The 15,945-nt window shown below is 67.8% G+C and carries 16 protein-coding genes; 8 read left to right on the top strand and 8 right to left on the bottom strand.

The window, feature by feature from the left end; translation table 11 throughout:
* Window positions 1-112: 112 nt before the first annotated feature.
* The 3 genes from IE318_RS16360 (at window position 113) to IE318_RS16350 (ending at window position 2,204) form a co-directional block, all read left to right on the top strand.
* A complete protein-coding gene (locus IE318_RS16360) occupies window positions 113-727 on the top strand; it encodes a 3'-5' exonuclease (protein ID WP_189901001.1) in 615 nt (204 codons plus the stop codon).
* 121 nt (window positions 728-848) lie between these two features.
* Window positions 849-1,499, top strand: coding sequence for a CatB-related O-acetyltransferase (locus tag IE318_RS16355; protein ID WP_189900999.1), 651 nt, complete (start codon window positions 849-851; stop codon window positions 1,497-1,499).
* A gap of 84 nt (window positions 1,500-1,583) precedes the next feature.
* Window positions 1,584-2,204 (top strand): LysE family translocator, encoded by a 621-nt coding sequence (locus tag IE318_RS16350; protein ID WP_189900997.1) that lies wholly within the window; start codon window positions 1,584-1,586, stop codon window positions 2,202-2,204.
* 61 nt (window positions 2,205-2,265) lie between these two features.
* On the opposite strand, the gene IE318_RS16345 is transcribed toward IE318_RS16350, so the two are convergent.
* From IE318_RS16345 to IE318_RS16335, 3 genes are all read right to left on the bottom strand, one after another.
* A complete protein-coding gene (locus tag IE318_RS16345) occupies window positions 2,266-2,919 on the bottom strand; it encodes a hypothetical protein (RefSeq protein WP_189900995.1) in 654 nt (217 codons plus the stop codon).
* Between the two features lie 75 nt (window positions 2,920-2,994).
* Complete coding sequence (locus tag IE318_RS16340) at window positions 2,995-3,411, bottom strand: hypothetical protein (RefSeq protein WP_189900992.1); 417 nt, start codon at window positions 3,409-3,411, stop codon at window positions 2,995-2,997.
* 67 nt (window positions 3,412-3,478) lie between these two features.
* Window positions 3,479-4,099: a DUF697 domain-containing protein gene (locus tag IE318_RS16335; RefSeq protein WP_189900990.1), complete on the bottom strand. Its 621-nt coding sequence runs from the start codon at window positions 4,097-4,099 to the stop codon at window positions 3,479-3,481.
* A 234-nt stretch (window positions 4,100-4,333) separates the two neighbouring features.
* On the opposite strand from IE318_RS16335, the gene IE318_RS16330 reads away from it, so the two are divergent.
* The 5 genes from IE318_RS16330 (at window position 4,334) to IE318_RS16310 (ending at window position 11,038) form a co-directional block, all read left to right on the top strand.
* The gene (locus IE318_RS16330) at window positions 4,334-5,437 is read left to right on the top strand and encodes a LuxR C-terminal-related transcriptional regulator (RefSeq protein WP_189900988.1); all 1,104 of its coding nucleotides are present in this window, start codon (window positions 4,334-4,336) and stop codon (window positions 5,435-5,437) included.
* Window positions 5,438-5,585: 148 nt separating this feature from the next.
* On the top strand, window positions 5,586-6,431 hold the full coding sequence (locus IE318_RS16325) for a DUF1963 domain-containing protein (protein WP_229903547.1): 846 nt from the start codon (window positions 5,586-5,588) through the stop codon (window positions 6,429-6,431).
* Between the two features lie 312 nt (window positions 6,432-6,743).
* The gene (locus IE318_RS16320; protein WP_229903546.1) at window positions 6,744-8,384 is read left to right on the top strand and encodes a carbohydrate binding domain-containing protein; all 1,641 of its coding nucleotides are present in this window, start codon (window positions 6,744-6,746) and stop codon (window positions 8,382-8,384) included.
* A gap of 85 nt (window positions 8,385-8,469) precedes the next feature.
* Window positions 8,470-9,729 carry a chitinase gene (locus IE318_RS16315; protein WP_189900986.1) on the top strand — a complete coding sequence of 420 codons (1,260 nt, stop codon included), beginning with the start codon at window positions 8,470-8,472 and terminating at the stop codon, window positions 9,727-9,729.
* A gap of 709 nt (window positions 9,730-10,438) precedes the next feature.
* Window positions 10,439-11,038 carry a YcxB family protein gene (locus IE318_RS16310; protein WP_189900984.1) on the top strand — a complete coding sequence of 200 codons (600 nt, stop codon included), beginning with the start codon at window positions 10,439-10,441 and terminating at the stop codon, window positions 11,036-11,038.
* A gap of 584 nt (window positions 11,039-11,622) precedes the next feature.
* On the opposite strand, the gene IE318_RS16305 is transcribed toward IE318_RS16310, so the two are convergent.
* The 5 genes from IE318_RS16305 to IE318_RS16285 all read right to left on the bottom strand — a co-directional run bounded on the left by IE318_RS16305 (window position 11,623) and on the right by IE318_RS16285 (window position 15,716).
* Window positions 11,623-11,796, bottom strand: coding sequence for a hypothetical protein (locus tag IE318_RS16305; RefSeq protein WP_189900982.1), 174 nt, complete (start codon window positions 11,794-11,796; stop codon window positions 11,623-11,625).
* 425 nt (window positions 11,797-12,221) lie between these two features.
* Window positions 12,222-12,971: a hypothetical protein gene (locus IE318_RS16300; RefSeq protein ID WP_229903545.1), complete on the bottom strand. Its 750-nt coding sequence runs from the start codon at window positions 12,969-12,971 to the stop codon at window positions 12,222-12,224.
* Window positions 12,972-13,476: 505 nt separating this feature from the next.
* The gene (locus IE318_RS16295) at window positions 13,477-14,052 is read right to left on the bottom strand and encodes a DUF3291 domain-containing protein (RefSeq protein ID WP_189900978.1); all 576 of its coding nucleotides are present in this window, start codon (window positions 14,050-14,052) and stop codon (window positions 13,477-13,479) included.
* A gap of 563 nt (window positions 14,053-14,615) precedes the next feature.
* A complete protein-coding gene (locus tag IE318_RS16290) occupies window positions 14,616-15,047 on the bottom strand; it encodes a DUF6924 domain-containing protein (protein ID WP_189900975.1) in 432 nt (143 codons plus the stop codon).
* A gap of 333 nt (window positions 15,048-15,380) precedes the next feature.
* A complete protein-coding gene (locus IE318_RS16285; RefSeq protein ID WP_189900973.1) occupies window positions 15,381-15,716 on the bottom strand; it encodes a hypothetical protein in 336 nt (111 codons plus the stop codon).
* Window positions 15,717-15,945 lie beyond the last annotated feature (229 nt).

Below are 15,945 nucleotides of genomic sequence, written 5' to 3'. Positions count from 1 at the left end.
GGCGCCTGAGTTCGGCTCGGCGCCTTGCAATTCGGCTCGGCGGCCTTGGTCTCCGGGTCGGCACCCGAATTCGGATGCGTGACACCGCCGGTGGCTGCCATGCTCCGGTCCCATGCCCGCACGACGCGTCAAGCCCAGCCGTTGCATCTCCGTCGACATCGAGGCCGACGGGCCGATCCCGGGGCCGTACTCGATGCTGAGCCTCGGCGCGGCGGTGGCCGGCACCCAGGACGCCGACGGCTTCACACCGGCGGACCCGGAGGAGCACACCTTCTACCGCGAACTACGGCCGATCTCCGCGGACTTCGTCCCGGAGGCGCTGGCGGTGAGCGGCCTGGACCGGGACCGGCTGGCCGCCGAGGGCACCGAACCGGCGGTCGCGCTCGCCGAGTTCAGCGCGTGGGTGCGTGCGGTGAGCGTCGGCGCCCAACCGGTGATGTGCGGCTATCCGGCGTCGTACGACTGGACGTTCCTCTACTGGTACCTGATCCGTTTCACCGGCGAGAGCCCCTTCGGGCACTCCGGCTGCCTGGACATGAAGACGCTGTACGCCACCAAAGCCGGGCTGCCGTTGCGGGCGGTGGCCAAGGGCACGATGCCGCGGCATCTGCTGTCCCGGCGCCGGCACACCCACCACGCCCTGGACGACGCCATCGAGCAGGCGGAACTGCTGGCGAACCTCCTGGCGTGGCCGGGTCCCGGCGGAGCGGCACCCGCACCCGACTGAGGCCATGGTGGAGCTCCGCCGCCCGGAACCGGCGGGCCATGGCCGAAGCGGTGTCGCAGACGGCTCAGTGGGGGATCATGGACCGGTTCACCGATCCGCAATCGCTGAGGAATCACCCGCCATGCCTGTCCCCGCCGACCCGACAGTCCTCCATCCGATGCCCGAGCAGCCGCGGGTGGTGCTGCTCAAGCCGCTGGTGAAGTCCCCGCTGATCGAGGTCGGTGAGTACTCCTACTACGACGACCCGGACGACGCGACCGCGTTCGAGACCCGCAACGTGCTCTACCACTACGGTCCGGAGAAGCTGATCATCGGCAAGTTCTGTGCGCTGGGCACCGGCGTGCGGTTCATCATGAACGGCGCAAACCACCGTATGGACGGCCCCTCGACCTTCCCCTTCCCCACCATGGGCGGCTCCTGGTCGGAACACTTCGACCTGCTCACCGGGCTGCCCGACCGAGGGGACACCGTCGTCGGCAACGACGTGTGGTTCGGCCACGGCACGACCGTCATGCCGGGCGTACGGATCGGGCACGGCGCGATCGTCGGCACCGGCGCCGTGGTCACCGGCGACGTACCCGACTACGGCATCGTCGGCGGCAACCCGGCCCGCCTCATCCGCACCCGCTACAACGCCCAGGAGATCGCCCGGCTCCTGGCCGTGGCCTGGTGGGACTGGCCCGCGGAGCACATCACCGAGCACGTGCGGACGATCATGTCGGGCACCATCGCCGATCTGGAGGCCGCCGCCCCCGACGCCCCGCACGCGTGAGGCGCGAGGCAGGAGCTCCCGTGTGAGGCCACAGGCGGCAAATGCTATGGACACGATGGGTGGGCGGCACCCACGATGGGGCGCATGCTGAGCACCCTTCTCGCCTTCCTCGGCGCCTGCACGCTGATCGCGGCCTCGCCGGGCCCGAGCACCATGCTGATCATCCGGCAGTCCCTGCGGAGCAGGCGCGCCGGTTTTCTCACTGTGCTGGGCAACGAGACCGGCGTGTTCATCTGGGGCGTCGTCGCCGCACTGGGGCTCACCGCGCTGCTCATGGCCTCCCGGTTGGCGTACGACGTCATGCGGATCGCCGGCGCCGTGACGCTGGTCGTGTTCGGCGTCAAGGCGCTGCTGGACGCCCGCCGAGGGCATGGGGAGGAGGACGACCAGGAGGCAACGGCAGTGCGCTCGGGATGGACCTCGTACCGTTCGGGCCTGCTGCTGAACCTGGCCAACCCCAAGGCCGCGGTTTTCGCGATGTCCTTCCTCCCGCAGTTCGTGCCCGCGAGCGCCCCTCACCTGCCCACCATGATCGCCCTGGCGGCGATCTGGGCGATCTTCGAGGTCGGCTACTACGGGCTGTACGTGTGGTTCGTCGGCCGGTTGAAGAAGGTCTTCTCCCGAGCCGGGGTGCGCAGGCGCCTCGAGCAGGTCTCCGGCGGTGTGCTGCTCCTCCTCGGCCTTCGGATGGCACTCGAGGGCTGACGCGGGCCGAGGTCGTTCCCGGGTCCGGAACATGGCTTCGTCGTGGACCCGGACCTTTCCGTCAGGTTGTTTTGTCGGCCGGGACGGCGCCGCGGACGCGCTGTGCTCGGCCGGCGGCGCGCTTGTGGGTGTAGAACTGTCTGGCGTGATCGGCGAAGGCGTCCACGGTCGCGGCTGTGACGCCCCCGATGATCGTGGCCCCGACGACCGGCGCGAAGCCCGCGCCGACCTCGCCGGCGACGTACACGCCCAGCTTCACCCCCAGCATGCTGAAGAAGCCCGGGACGGCCTGCTCGAGCAGCGAGCGTGTGACCGCCAACTCCTCGACGGTGCCACTCGCTTTCAGGGCTTCCAGGTCGAGTTCCTTGCATGCGGCACCGGCCGCTGCCAGGGTGTCCGTCGAAATCGCGCCGGTCCACAGACCGGTGATCAGCAGGATGTCGTTGACCGGCTCGACCTCGGCGTTCATGTCCTGACCGATCGCCCACGCGATGTGAGCCATCTTGCGGTAGGTGAAGACCAGGGAGGCGGGTGCCGCCACCAGCCATGTTCCCGGGATGAGGGTGCCGGCCGCGGCCAACCCGACGGCCTGGCTGCTCTGCCACCACTTCCATCGGCCCACGGACTTCCACCGCTTCGTGTCCTGGAGGACCTCGTCCGCGTCCCCGAGAGCGGCTGCGATGGCCTTGAAGATCAGCTTCTCCGGCAGTTGCATGGTGCTGCTCCCCTCGCGCTCTTGTCACCCGTGTCCGTGTCCGTCTGCGCATGAACGGGCAGTACTGCTGTCGAGTCAGCTCCAGGTGACGTCTCCGGGGTCCACCGGCTGTCCGGTGTCTTTGAGGACCGGGCCACCAGTGCTGCTTTGGATGACGTTGTTGCCGTTGTGGTCGACGCCTTGCGGATAGCGGCCCTCGTACCCGAAGTGGGGGGTGGTGCCGCCATGGGGGGTGTCGCCGTTCGAGGGAGACGTCGGATGCGCGGTGGGCGCCGCGTCGGCGCCGAACGTGTCGGGATTCGCCGCGGCGGCTCCGGCCAGGCCGACCGGGTCGACCAGGATGGCGGACACGATCGCGGACGCCGCACCGCCGAGGACGGCACCGCAGAGCCTGACGGTGAAGTTCTCCCCCTCCTGCGACAGCTTCAGGGCAGTGGAGATGTGCCTGCCGAGACGACGGCCCGCCGCTCCCGCCATGCGGCCGGCTGCCATGCTGGGAACGATCGACCAGGGCATCTGTGAACTCCCCGCGTGAGTGACGTGCTTGATGGAGGCCGTTTCAGTTGCCGCTCAGATCGGCGATCTTCTGCCGGAGCCTCGCGTCCGTGATCAGGGTGTCGAGAAGCGCCTTGTATCCCAGTTTGTTCAGAACATCGATCAGGAGCTTCCCCATGTCCGACTCGAGAAAGGCGTCGAGCTTCTTGAGCTCATTGCTCAAGGCGTACTCGCAGACCTTGATCCACGCTTCGCCGAGGGCCTTGGTCGCGGCAACTGCCACGGTCGCGGACATGGTCGCGCCGACGGCCGCGCCGACCACGGGCACGAACCGGACGGCCCGTTCGGCCAAGACCTTCGCGAACTGACGCAGAACCATGTGCGTGGCTCGCTCCGCAGCGGCTCGGCTGAGCTTCGCCGTACCGGCTCCCAGCAGGAGGGAGATCGGCCCTACGGCCGCGCGCTCGCACTCGGGGAGGCCGTAGGCATCGGCGATCGACCGGATCATGTGGATCTGGATCGGAGCGATCACTGCGACATCCACCATCGGAACGGGCAGTGCGCCCGCCGCACCGCCGACGACGCCGGCTGCTCTCGTGGCGCTCTTGACCGCGGACTTCGCGCTCTTCTTCGCGTCGTGGAATTGCTCGAGCACAGCAACCACCCCCTGACTGGTGTTCTCCAAGAGCGCTCACGGCCGAAGACCTCAGCGGCGCGTGTGGTGCGTGGTTCGCCCCGGCCGCGTCGGGCTGCCGGCGGACGTCGTCGAGGTTCAGAAGCGGACCGACCAGCTTGTTCACGATACGGCCACAACACATCATCGCGACATCCCATGCATCTGGGATACGGCCGTACACTTCCGGGCATGCTCCCGCGCCGCGTACGCAACTCCGGATCCACACGGGGAAGTTCAGTCGCATTGCCCACCGACGAGCACGTACCGGCCGCCGCAGCGGAAGCGGAGCCGCTGGACGTCCTGAACACCGCCGCCCACTCCCTGCTGCGTCAGGTGCCGGCTGACGTGTGGTGCGCCGTGATGCTCGATCCGGCGACCCTCCTGGACACCGGCGGCCTGCACGAGCACGGCTTCCCCGCCGAGGTGATGCCTCGCCTGTTCGAGATCGAGCACGGCGAGCAGATCGGCGTGGACAACATCCGCGTCCTCGCGAGACGCCCGACATCCAGTAGCCTGCTCAGCGCCTCGACACGCGGCGACCTGGCGCAGAGCGTCTACTTCCAGGACGTTCTCTCGCCTGCGGGGCTGGCCGACGAACTGCGCGTCGCCCTCAAAGCGGACGGCCACACGTGGGGCCTTCTGGTCCTGTGCCGAGCGAAGCGCTCGACACCTTTCACCGCGAAAGACGTGGAGCGTGCCCAGGCGATCAGTTCCCCGGTCGCCACCGACCTGCGCAGAGCCCTGCTCCTGAAAGGCATCGACGACACCGAGGTCCCGGACGCCCCCGGCCTGGTCATAGCCAGTCCGGAGGGACGGATCACCTACGTCAGCCGGATCGCGGACTACTGGCTCTCGCAGATCTCCGAACGGCACCGCGTTCCCGGTGCGTCGACCAACCACACCCTGACAGCGGTACTCAGCCGCGCGCGGCACAGCCTTTCCGGGCAGCCGGTGTCCGCCCGCGTCCACCTCAGCACCGGACGTTGGCTCACCATCAGCGCCTGGCCTGATGCTCCGGCAGGCGAAGAGGCGATCATCGCATCCCTGACGCCGAGCCGGCCCGCGTCCCTGACCGCTCTCGTCCTCAACGGCTACGGGCTGACACCCCGGGAACGCCAGATCGCCCAACTGGTCGTCCTGGGCCGCACATACGCCGAGATCGCGAACTCCCTGCACATTCGGGAGCAGACGGTCAATGACCACATGCGCAAGGTGTTCGCGAAGACCGGTGTCGGCAATCGTGTCGAACTCTGCACGGAGCTGTTCACCCGACACCACCTGCCCGTCATCACGAACCCACCGCTCTCGACCGACGGACGGCTCATGACCACGCGAGCGCGACGTTGAGTCTCGCGTGCCGACATCGATTCAAGGAGTCCCTAACGCTAACGCCGGGAGTTCGATGGCGCCGGCCAGTGGTGGAGCCGTCGACTTCGCGACCTATGCCGACTTCGGCGGAGGTGGCCCTGTCACAGGCGGGTGCTTGGATGCCTGGATGGACATGAATCCGGAGACCACGCTCAGCGCCTTGCGTGACTTCTGCGCCGAGCGTGTCGGCGTGGAACTCGCCACCCGCCTCGTCGGCCTTGCCCGCCCCGGCTTCGCGCTCACCGCAGCCGGACCCGGCGAGGCCGCGGGCCACAGCCGGTTCGGCGGCCGGGCCATGCTCGAACCGGGCACGCCCTGGCCGACCTGCGAGGGCTTCCCGCTGAGCCTGCTCGCCGTCCTCGACACCGACGCCCTGGCCCCCTGGCTCGGTGGTCTCCTCCCGCCCGGGACGGGCCTGCTCAACTTCTTCTGCCTCGACTTCGAATCCGAGCAGCGCGACCCAGTCGCCGACGCACTGATGGGCAAGTTCATCGGCAACGATCCGCAGGTGGTCAGGGTGATCGCGGCCCGCTCCGCTCACGCCGTCGAGACGGACCCGCCCTCCGGCTCGAGCGTCTTCGCGCCGGTGCAGTGGGCGGCGTCGGCCGGGTTCGCCTTTCCCGACACCTGGGACCCGGCCTGGGACCACCTCGACCTGGGCCCCGAGGCTGACGACAAGGCCAGGGCCATGCCCGGTATGTACATAGCGGACCTGTTCCCCGAGTGGGGGCAACGGCCGGGCGCGCTCGACTCCGAGGACATCGCCTTCGGCCGGCCGGTGTACCCCACCGGAAGCGGGCCATGGATGCCCGGCGGTGAGGACCCGAACGTCTACCACCATCTGCTCCAGCTCTCCGGACAGGACGAGTGGTGGATCGGCGGCGACGGCGGCTGGATGCACTGGTCCATCCCGACGGATGCGCTGCGGGCGGGCGACTTCAGCCGGGCGATCCCGACTCCGGACATCTGGTGACCACCGCCGCCGCAGGCACAGGGCTCAGCGGCCCGCCGGAAAACGATGGCGCCTGCCGCGATCGCGTCGGGCAACGGCGGCAGGTCCCGTACTCCCAGGGAGAGTACGGAAACCGGTCAGGTCATGGCATCGCGGGGCACCGCAGGACACGGCTCACCGCGCCTTTGGTCCAGACCTATTGACGCGCCCTGCCGCCGACCCTACGATCCCGACGGTCACACGGCCGCATGTCTCCACTTCACCCAGAGCCGGGCGTCACGCCCCTCCACAGCTTGCCCATGCCCATGGCACGTGGCGAGAAGGGAGCACAGCATGTTCCGTCGGAGGTTGCGTCCTCTAGGGCCGGCCGGCACCGGTCACCCTTGCACCGCCCCACGCTCAACCGTCGCGCAGCGCGTCCTCGCGGGCGCCGGCGCGGTCGCCGTGATCGGCACCGGCCTCACCCTGGTGAACTCCGGCTCGGCAGGCGCCGCCACCACCAATCTGGTGGCCAACTCCGGTTTCGAGAGCGGCCTTTCGAGCTGGACGTGCTCGGCCGGGTCCGGCGCGGCGGCCGTGACGAGCCCGGTGCACTCGGGTTCCGGCGCCCTCAAGGCCACGCCGTCCGGCCAGGACGACGCGCACTGCTCCCAGACCATCAGCGTGCAGCCCAACTCCCAGTACACGCTGAGCGCTTACGTCCAGGGTTCCTACGTCTACCTCGGCGCCACCGGGACCGGCGCGGGCAGCGACCCGTCGACGTGGACGCCGGGCAACTCCTCGTACGGCCGGCTCAGCGTCAACTTCACCACCGGCGCCAACACCACCTCGGTGACGATCTACCTGCACGGCTGGTACGGCCAACCCGCCTACTACGCCGACGACGTGGTGCTCACCGGACCCGGCGGAACCCCGACCACACCCCCCACCACCCCGTCCACAACTCCGCCGACGACACCGCCCACCACGACTCCTCCCCCCACCACGACTCCGCCGCCCACTACGACCCCGCCGGGCAGCACCTGCCCGACGAAGCCCAGGCCGTCGGGCAAGGTCCTGCAGGGCTACTGGGAGAACTGGGACGGCGCCGCCAACGGCGTCCACCCAGGCATGGGTTGGATCCCCATCACCGACAGCCGTATCGCCGCGCACGGCTACAACGTCATCAACGCCGCCTTCCCGGTGATCCTCTCCGACGGCACCGTCCAGTGGCAGGACGGCATGGACACGGGGGTCAAGGTGCCGACGCCCGCCGAGATGTGCCAGGCCAAGGCCGCGGGTGCCACGATCCTGATGTCGATCGGCGGCGCGGCGGCCGGCATCGACCTCAGCTCGCAGGCGGTCGCGGACCGGTTCGTGGCGACGATCGTGCCGATCCTCAAGCAGTACAACTTCGACGGGATCGACATCGACATCGAGACCGGCCTGTCCGGAAGCGGCAACATCAACACCCTCTCCGCCTCCCAGGCCAACCTCGAGCGCATCATCGACGGCGTGCTGTCGCAGATGCCGGCCGGATTCGGCCTGACGATGGCGCCCGAGACCGCGTACGTCACCGGCGGCAGCGTCACCTACGGCTCGATCTGGGGCGCGTACCTGCCGATCGTGAAGAAGTACGTGGACAACGGCCGCCTGTGGTGGCTCAACATGCAGTACTACAACGGCAGCATGTACGGCTGCTCCGGCGATTCGTACGAGGCCGGCACGGTCGCGGGCTTCACCGCGCAGACCACGTGCCTGAACAACGGACTGGTCGTCCAGGGCACCACGATCAAGGTGCCGTACGACAAGCAGGTCCCGGGCCTGCCGGCCCAACCCGGCGCGGGCGGTGGCTACATGGCGCCGAGCCTGGTGAGCCAGTCGTGGAACGCCTTCAGCGGCGGGCTCAAGGGCCTCATGACGTGGTCGCTGAACTGGGACGGCTCGAAGGGCTGGACGTTCGGCGACAACGTCAGGTCCCTCCAAGGCCGTTGACGCTGCCCCCACTTCCTCCCTCCCCCTTCCTCTCCCACATCGCCTGCACTCCCCCACCCCACCACTCCATGCCCGAGGGACTCCCATGCACTTTGCCAAAATGGCGGCTTCGGCCTCCGCGCTCGCCCTCGTGACCGCCGGTGCGGTCCTCGCCCTGGCCCCCGACGGCGAGGCCGCGTCGGCCGGCGTCTACTCCGTCGCCCCCTACGTCGACATGTCGAACAGCCAGGAAGGCATGCTCGACAAGGCCATCACGGGCCACAACCTCAAGGCGTACACGGCGGCCTTCGTACTCGGCTCAGGCTGCAACCAGATCTGGGGCGACACCCTCCCGATCGGCAACGACTCCTACACCGACCCGCTGATCGCCAAGGCGAAGTCCGAGGGCGCGTCCGTGATCATCTCCTCGGGCGGCGCGAGCGGCCTGCCGCTGGCCTGGACGTGTACGACCCAGAGCTCGATCGACGCCGGGTACCAGGCCCTGATCAACGACTACGGCGTCACGCAGCTGGACTTCGACGTCGAGGGCGCCGCGGTGGCGGACACCGCCGCCGCAGCACGCCAGATGCAGGCGATGAAGGACCTCAAGGCGTCCAACCCGAGCCTGCAGTTCTCCATGACCCTGCCGGTCCTGGCGAGCGGGCTGACCAACGACGGCGTCAACATCCTCAAGGCCGCGAAGAACGCGGGCATCAAGATCGACGTGGTCAACATCATGACCATGGACTACTACTCGGGCACCGGGACCGAGATGGGCCAGGGCTCGATCGCCGCCGCGCAGGCGACGCTGGCCCAGATGCAGTCGGTCGACTCGAGCTACACGTACGCGAACCTCGGGATCACCCCGATGATCGGCAAGAACGACGACGGCTCGACGTTCACGCTGGCGGACGCGGCGACCGTGGAGAACTTCGCCGAACAACACGGCGTCGGACGGCTGGCGTTCTGGTCGATCAACCGCGACCAGCCGTGCAGCGGAAGCGCCAACTCGCTGTCGACATGCAGCGAGATCAGCCAGAGCAGCCTGGCGTTCACCGACGCGTTCATGGCGTACGCGGGGGGCTCGGGAACGTCGGGTGGTACGACGTCGGGCGGTACGACGACAGGGGGAACGACGTCCGGCGGCACGACGAGCGGCGGGACCACAACGGGTGGCACGACGAGCGGCGGGACCAGTGGCGGCTCGACCTGCACCATCGCCGCGTGGAACTCCTCGCAGGTCTACACCGGCGGCAACACGGTCTCGTGGAACGGCCACAACTGGAAGGCCAAGTGGTGGACGCAGGGCGAGGAGCCCGGAACCACCGGAGAGTGGGGCGTCTGGCAGGACCTCGGCTCCTGCTGAACCCCGCGCGCTCTGCACGCCGAGCCGGCCTGGCCCCGCTTCCGGGGCCGGGCCGGCCTCGTCCGCGCACGACGCCGGCCGACGAGGCAGAAGCGGGCCGTGCCCTGGGCGGCTCGCTCCGCGCCCTGCGCGCGGCACGGCCCCGGCCGGGCCTGGCGGACGGTCTCGGGTGTTCGTGGCCTGGAAGTCGGTGAGCGACTAAGAAGGGCACCCCCCACTGTCGGCGTGCAGCGCCAGTACAACGGCTCTCACGCGGGTGTGCCTTCAGCGGGGCACGGAGCCAAAACTGCCAACCGCTGATGGGCGGCTGCTCTACCTCATGGCTGAGGACCAGATCTCGGACCGGCCGAACGCAGTCCTGACGTCCGCTTGGGCCATGCAGCCGGATACGGGAGCCGTCCACCACATTCAGCCGGACGGCGAGCCGTGGTTCGCCAGCTCCTCTGTCGTCCTCTGGAGTCAGTGCCTCCACCACTAAGGGTTGCGTGTCGATACCTGCGATCTGCTCCTCAACGCGGACGACCACGAGGAAGACGCTGTCCTGGCAGAGTTGGAAGAGCCGGCCGCCGACTGAAGGAGTGCGACCCGTCAGCGTTCGAGGGATACCAGGGATACATCTGGCCTGAGTTCCTTGCTTTGGCAAAAGCTGTGTTCACCTGACGTCACTATGATCCGTAATTCACACCATCGGGATCACTGAGGCGAGGGCATGCAAGCGCTGACGCTGAGCTACGTGCCGGAGAGCGACGACATCGCGGAATTGGCTGCCAACTCCCCCACATGGCGCCGCTCACGCAACAGAGCGTTGGTCAATTCAGGGGTGAGCCTGGCGCTGACGGTGATCTTCGGCGCGCCCTGGACAAGCTCCGGCTATCCGCCTGACACCTCGCTCATCACGTTGGTCTGCGCGGTGATGTTCGTGGGCTACAGCTACCGGGTAATCGCGCTCTCCTCGCGTTGGGGCCTCCGCCGCAGCGCACGCAGGGTCTGGAACCGTTCTTCTACCTTGCGGCGGCTTCACGAGGAGGTGATCACCGAGGAAGCTCTGACCGTGAGCACAGAAGGCGTTACGCATACTTACGCCTGGTCGACGTTCAGTGAGTTGGTGGAGTACGACCGCCAGTTCGTACTGATGGACCACTCAGGCAAACCCTCTGTCGCTCTGCCCAAGCGTGGGCTGTCGGACCCGTCACTCATTCCAGTGTGCCGCCGCGTTCTCAGCAACTGCCTTGAGGGTGCGGGACACCAGCGAAACACAGCAACCATGGAGACCCCAGCCGACCGCCGGCAGTCCCTGTCGACCGACTGACCAGCAGGACAGAACTCAGGGGCCGCTACCCCTAGTTCCTATCGAGCGGCCCAAGTCGCGGTACCGAACCGTGCCACTCTCGTGCCAGAACGGACAGGGACTCACGGGGGAACCGTGGTCCACAGGGGTGAGTTCGACCCGCCCTACCGATAGTAGGGAATCCACTGGTCACGCACGTGATCGCCCAACCCTACGAGGTCTTTGCATGGCCCATGCGCTCAGACTACGGACGGCACCGGCCAGACTCCACAGGATTCCGTGAACGGGACAGGCGTGCCACACCCGTGCCGGGCGCGAGGGTACCGAACGGGAAAAGTCGGACGAACGACGTCGTGTCCCCTGCGTGTCCGGTCAGATGGCGAACGGCGGGGAATAACGGGGAACGTTGGCAAGCCCCCCAGGAATGTCCAGGTCAGCGTCTCGCCAGCTCAGCGGTCATCCGCATACGCACTCTTCCGCACCGGCTACGCGGGGTTCGATTCCTGACGCCCGCTCAGAACGCCGAAGGCCCGGGCAAGAGGTTGTTTCCCTCTCCCTGGGCCTTCAGCCGTTCCTGGTACAGGTTCAAGCCTGCGGCAGCGCGCTCAGCGCTTGAAGGAGCCCTTGGTCTGTTCCTTCGCGCCCCGCATCTTGCCTCGTGCTTCGAGAGCGGCGCCTTTCGCCGCGAGGGTTTCCTTGTGCACCGCGTGGGCCGCCGTCCGCACGGTCTTTCCGACGATCTGTTCGGCCTTTGCCTTGGCCCGTTCTCCGGCGCTCATCTCCGTACCTCCGTAGGTCTCACTGGTCGTGTGCCCCTTGAGGCAGGGATGAAGCCACCCTTGTCGGACGCGTTGGTAAGGGGCGATCGATGTCCCCACGGAACCGACGGAGAGGGGTTTCAGGTCCGCTCCCACCTGGGTGATCGCCTCGATGCCGTCGTGGCGGCGGCACGTATCGCCATGGACGGTCTGCTCGGAGTGAGGGGCTCGGAACGGTGACAGTGGTAGCTCACAGCCGGATGGCCGTCCGACGTCGCTCAGTGGCGACCACTGACGCCTACTAACGACAGTCGTAGGAAGAGCCGAGGTGACGCCGGCCCAACTGCGGATGCGGGAGCCGAGGATTGCCGACATCGAACGAGCGGAGGCGGACCCCTCACCGAAGGTCCGCGCTTTTCCTGGGAGCGGGGCCCGGCGAAGGCGGATCAGGCGCGCAGGGTGACGCCGAAACGTGTCCTCATCCGCCGCAGTTCCCACAGCGAGACGGCGGTCAGCGACAGCGGCCCGCCCAGCGCGGAGCAGAACTGGACGACGGGCGGGCCCGCCGGCATGCCGTCGCCGATCAGGCTGAAGGCCGCGAACACCCACACCAGGGTCATGGTGAGCACGGGCGGCAGCATCGGGTGGACCTGGGCGCTGTTGAAGGCACTGCGGGCCGAGTACAGCGACGCCATGAAGAAGAAGGGAAGGCCCCACACGATCACGATCAGCGAGGCGACGGCCAGTACGTACTCCCACCAGCTCTTCCCGTCGTCGGCGTTGACGGTCAGGGCCGTCGGGACGAGGATCCCGCCGATCACGACCAACGTCAGCACGTACCAGCCGACCGCCTTGAGCGGAGCGCGCAGCCGGGAGCGCAGATGCGGCCGCAGGTGCGGGGGCGCGTAGTAGATGAATCCGATGATGACCAGGGGCGCGGCGATGATCAGCACGAACGGGGCGACGATGAGTTGGGCGGCACCGCCGTACGCCGCGTCCTCCCAGCGGTTCGGTTCCACGTTGTAGGCGAGGATCAGGGCGATGGTGGCGGCGGCACCGAGCACCGTACGGGCCAACTGGACGCGGTCCACGGTGCGGTCCTCGATCCGGCCGTCGCCCTCCTGCGCGAAGAGCCTGGTGGCAACGCGGTGCGCGGAGCGCAGGATCGCGCCGACGAGCCCGAAGGGAGAGCCCAACGACAGGCAGCCGCGGCGGCGCCGGGCGGCGGGCCTCGTGGGCTGGGGGACGTAGGGGTACGCAGGTTGGTTCGGGTACGGGTACGGGCCCGGATTCGGTGGTGGCGGACCGTACGGGCCTCCCTGCGGTGGTCCGTAGGGAGCGCCCCAGCCGCCCTGGCCTCCCGGTCCGTTGCCGCCCGGCTGGCCCGGGCCGTTTCCCGGCCCCCATCCCCCCGTAGCCATGCCACTCCCCGTTCGCTTTCGGCCAGTTGGTGTACGTCCTGTGGTGCCAGGCGGAGTGTAGTGGCACCACAGGTGACAGAGGCAGCGCTCGTTGCCGGTCGCGCTTGCAGAAGCTCGTGAACCGGCTCTGAACGCGACGACTCATAGGCCACATGTCCGTGACGGGGAGTCGGAGCGTTTGGCTTTGTTCACGACAACCGGGTTTTCGTGAACAAAGCCAGGCCCTTCCATTGCTGTTCGCCGTCAGTCAATCGAGGCGTTTGACAGCGAATCCAGTCGTTCAGGCTTCCTTGTTCAGCGAACCTGGTCGCTCTTCGGCCCGATGGATGCCTTTGATCCTGGTCGGAGTTCCGTCCGGGGCGAACGAGTCGTGAAAGGTGAAGGCGTGCGGCGCGGTGCCGTGGTCGTGGAGGTGCTCCAGCCTGGAAACCCCGTCCCGCCAGGTGGGTATCACGCCGTCGGAGACCCACCAGAACACGTGATTTGGGTGCCCTGTCCTCTCGAACCAGTCGTAACGCCTGTTCAGCGCCTCACGGTGCAGACCGGTGTAGACGGCGTCGAAGGCCGAGCCCAGGTCGGTCCAGAGTGAGAGAGTCGCGGCCAGGGCGGTCGTTTCCACTGTACGGCCCTTGCCGTACCAAGGCGGTACGGCGAACTCTCCCCATGCACCCCAGTCCGCCTCGAAGAGCATGCCCCGGTCACCGTCTACCGCTTCAGCACGAGCGAGGTACCCGGGGTGCTGACTCATCTTCCGGTAGACGGCTTCACCAATGTCGTAGAACTCGCGCGTGAGAGGTGCGGGATCGGCGAGAGGTGACTTCAGGACGCCGAATGTGTACAGAGCAAGATGGGGCATGCGTCTCTCCCTGGTTGGGGCTGCCTGGCGTGGACCCGGTTCGGTTGCTTGCGCATGGGGGCGATGGTTCGTGGGGCATGACCGACTCATCCCGTCGCGGCCGGCCCGGCCTCAAGGAACCCCTGTGCGACCGTGGCGACCACCGAAGACCAGATGAAGGTAGCTGCCCCTGCGAGCCATGTCGAAGTTGCAATTTCCCTGTCCAAGTGGCCTCTTGCACAGGTCCTTGCGGGAACTGCGGCGATAGCACTGCCTGCCTCCGTGCTCCGTGGAAGTCCGCATCGGCCCATCAAATGCCGAGAAACAGCATCGACGGCCCCGCTCGAGCCGGTGCGCCGGGGCGACGCCAGCGGCGCAACTCTCGCGGCTAACCCCCGTGCTCGCGGAACTACGGTCGCGAGCTTCCCGCTGAAGCGGCCGGGCAGCACGCGCAGCAAGGCCCACGCGCGCCTGATCGGTCGGCTCAGCCGCCAGCGTGGCTGACTGTCGTCGGGTGAGGCACAGACGATCCCCGAGGCGCCGTCCTCACAGGCAGAGGGCACCCCATGAGGGAACGGACCGGTTCAGTCGTCGCCCCAACCGCGGAACGTCCCTGTACCGTCAGCTGCATCGGCGAAGTCGGCAAAGTCCATGTTGGCGATGCTCAGATTGGCGGAAATCTCGGGGTACCACCGGGCCGGGACCCGGAATGTCCGTCCAGGTTCGTCGTAGAGGTCGACGGCCAGGAGCGGAGACGAAGGGTCGGTCATCGTGGTCGCATCCGCGAGGAACACGTAGGTGAGCCTGTCGTCTTCCTCGGTGGCGGCCTCCTCGTCGATCAGCGCCTGGATGCTCACGTCGGTGAAGCGGGAATCACTGACGTACGTGGCGTGTGGATAGCCGTCTGCCGCGTCGATCGCTGCTTGTACTGCGGACCAGGCCGCGTCATCGCTGAAGTCGGTTCGCAGGACCGTCGAGGTCAGATCCTTTGGTGCAGGCAGGGGCATGCCGGCCATCCTGTCACCTGCAAGAGCCGTTGGAGCCGGGCCGCCCGTGGGCCGTACGAGGGCGCTCGACGACGACCAACGCTGACAAACACCGCCAGCTAAGTCGCAGGTCGCAGCGTTGATCGACTGCACGGGCACAGATCAGAGACGGAGCAGATCAGGGAGTGATCTCGTCCGTCACGACACCGTGTTTCTCCAGCCACGTCGTCTGGTCCGACGCCGGTGTCGTTACCACCGCCGGCGCCTCGGTCAAGAGGCGCCGGAGAAAACGAGGAACCCGGAGTATCCACGGATGATCCCAGTCCTCCCTGAGCAAAAGATCCGCCTGTTCGACCTCCCCGGTCAGCGGCGGCGGGACGCGGCCCGCTCCGCCTGCCGACGCAGGGCAGCGACTCGCGCCGGGCGTCGGCGCGGTGCCGGAACCGGCCGGTTGCGTACCGCCGGCAAGGGTGCCGGGCGGGTGCTGCCGGCGTTCTCTTGACCGGACAGGACGAAGAGCGCCGCCACGAGGGTCGCCGCCAGCAGGAGGACCAGGTCGACCCATGCGACCCAGTTCCAGCCGTCCTTCCGGCTCGTCTCGTAGGGCGCGGCGACGTCGATGAGGAGGAGGTAGCCGAAGGCCAGGTACCGGACGTGCCTCTTCTTCGATGCGGTGTCCGCGAGGAAGGAGACGGCCACGACGAGGAGGATAGGAAGGTTGATGTACCAAGGCGCGTGCGGCGCCAGCAGGATGAACACTGCAGCCGTGAAAACTGTGAACACCTGCTATCCCCCGTAACTCGATCGACAGGACCCTAGCATCGGCTGCTTTACGCCCAAGTGGGCTGGCACTAACTGGCTCTAACAAAAGGCTGTTGATCATGTGACTGTCGGCTTGTCCGCTCGTTGATGTGGTCGTGGGGATGAG

The organism is Streptomyces spiralis, assembly GCF_014654675.1.
Classification (GTDB): Bacteria; Actinomycetota; Actinomycetes; order Streptomycetales; family Streptomycetaceae; genus Streptomyces; species Streptomyces spiralis.
Note: the sequence above shows the minus strand (reverse complement) of the source record. Positions and strands in the feature narration are given on the sequence as shown.

Bases quoted from the DNA above. Each gene is read 5' to 3' on its own strand.
- IE318_RS16360 (WP_189901001.1), top strand. From the start codon at position 113: ATGCCCGCACGACGCGTCAAGCCCAGCCGTTGCATCTCCGTCGACATC.
- IE318_RS16355 (WP_189900999.1), top strand. From the start codon at position 849: ATGCCTGTCCCCGCCGACCCGACAGTCCTCCATCCGATGCCCGAGCAG.
- IE318_RS16350 (WP_189900997.1), top strand. From the start codon at position 1,584: ATGCTGAGCACCCTTCTCGCCTTCCTCGGCGCCTGCACGCTGATCGCG.
- IE318_RS16345 (WP_189900995.1), bottom strand. From the start codon at position 2,919: ATGCAACTGCCGGAGAAGCTGATCTTCAAGGCCATCGCAGCCGCTCTC.
- IE318_RS16340 (WP_189900992.1), bottom strand. From the start codon at position 3,411: ATGGCAGCCGGCCGCATGGCGGGAGCGGCGGGCCGTCGTCTCGGCAGG.
- IE318_RS16325 (WP_229903547.1), top strand. From the start codon at position 5,586: ATGGACATGAATCCGGAGACCACGCTCAGCGCCTTGCGTGACTTCTGC.
- IE318_RS16320 (WP_229903546.1), top strand. From the start codon at position 6,744: ATGTTCCGTCGGAGGTTGCGTCCTCTAGGGCCGGCCGGCACCGGTCAC.
- IE318_RS16315 (WP_189900986.1), top strand. From the start codon at position 8,470: ATGCACTTTGCCAAAATGGCGGCTTCGGCCTCCGCGCTCGCCCTCGTG.
- IE318_RS16310 (WP_189900984.1), top strand. From the start codon at position 10,439: ATGCAAGCGCTGACGCTGAGCTACGTGCCGGAGAGCGACGACATCGCG.
- IE318_RS16305 (WP_189900982.1), bottom strand. From the start codon at position 11,796: ATGAGCGCCGGAGAACGGGCCAAGGCAAAGGCCGAACAGATCGTCGGA.
- IE318_RS16295 (WP_189900978.1), bottom strand. From the start codon at position 14,052: ATGCCCCATCTTGCTCTGTACACATTCGGCGTCCTGAAGTCACCTCTC.
- IE318_RS16290 (WP_189900975.1), bottom strand. From the start codon at position 15,047: ATGGCCGGCATGCCCCTGCCTGCACCAAAGGATCTGACCTCGACGGTC.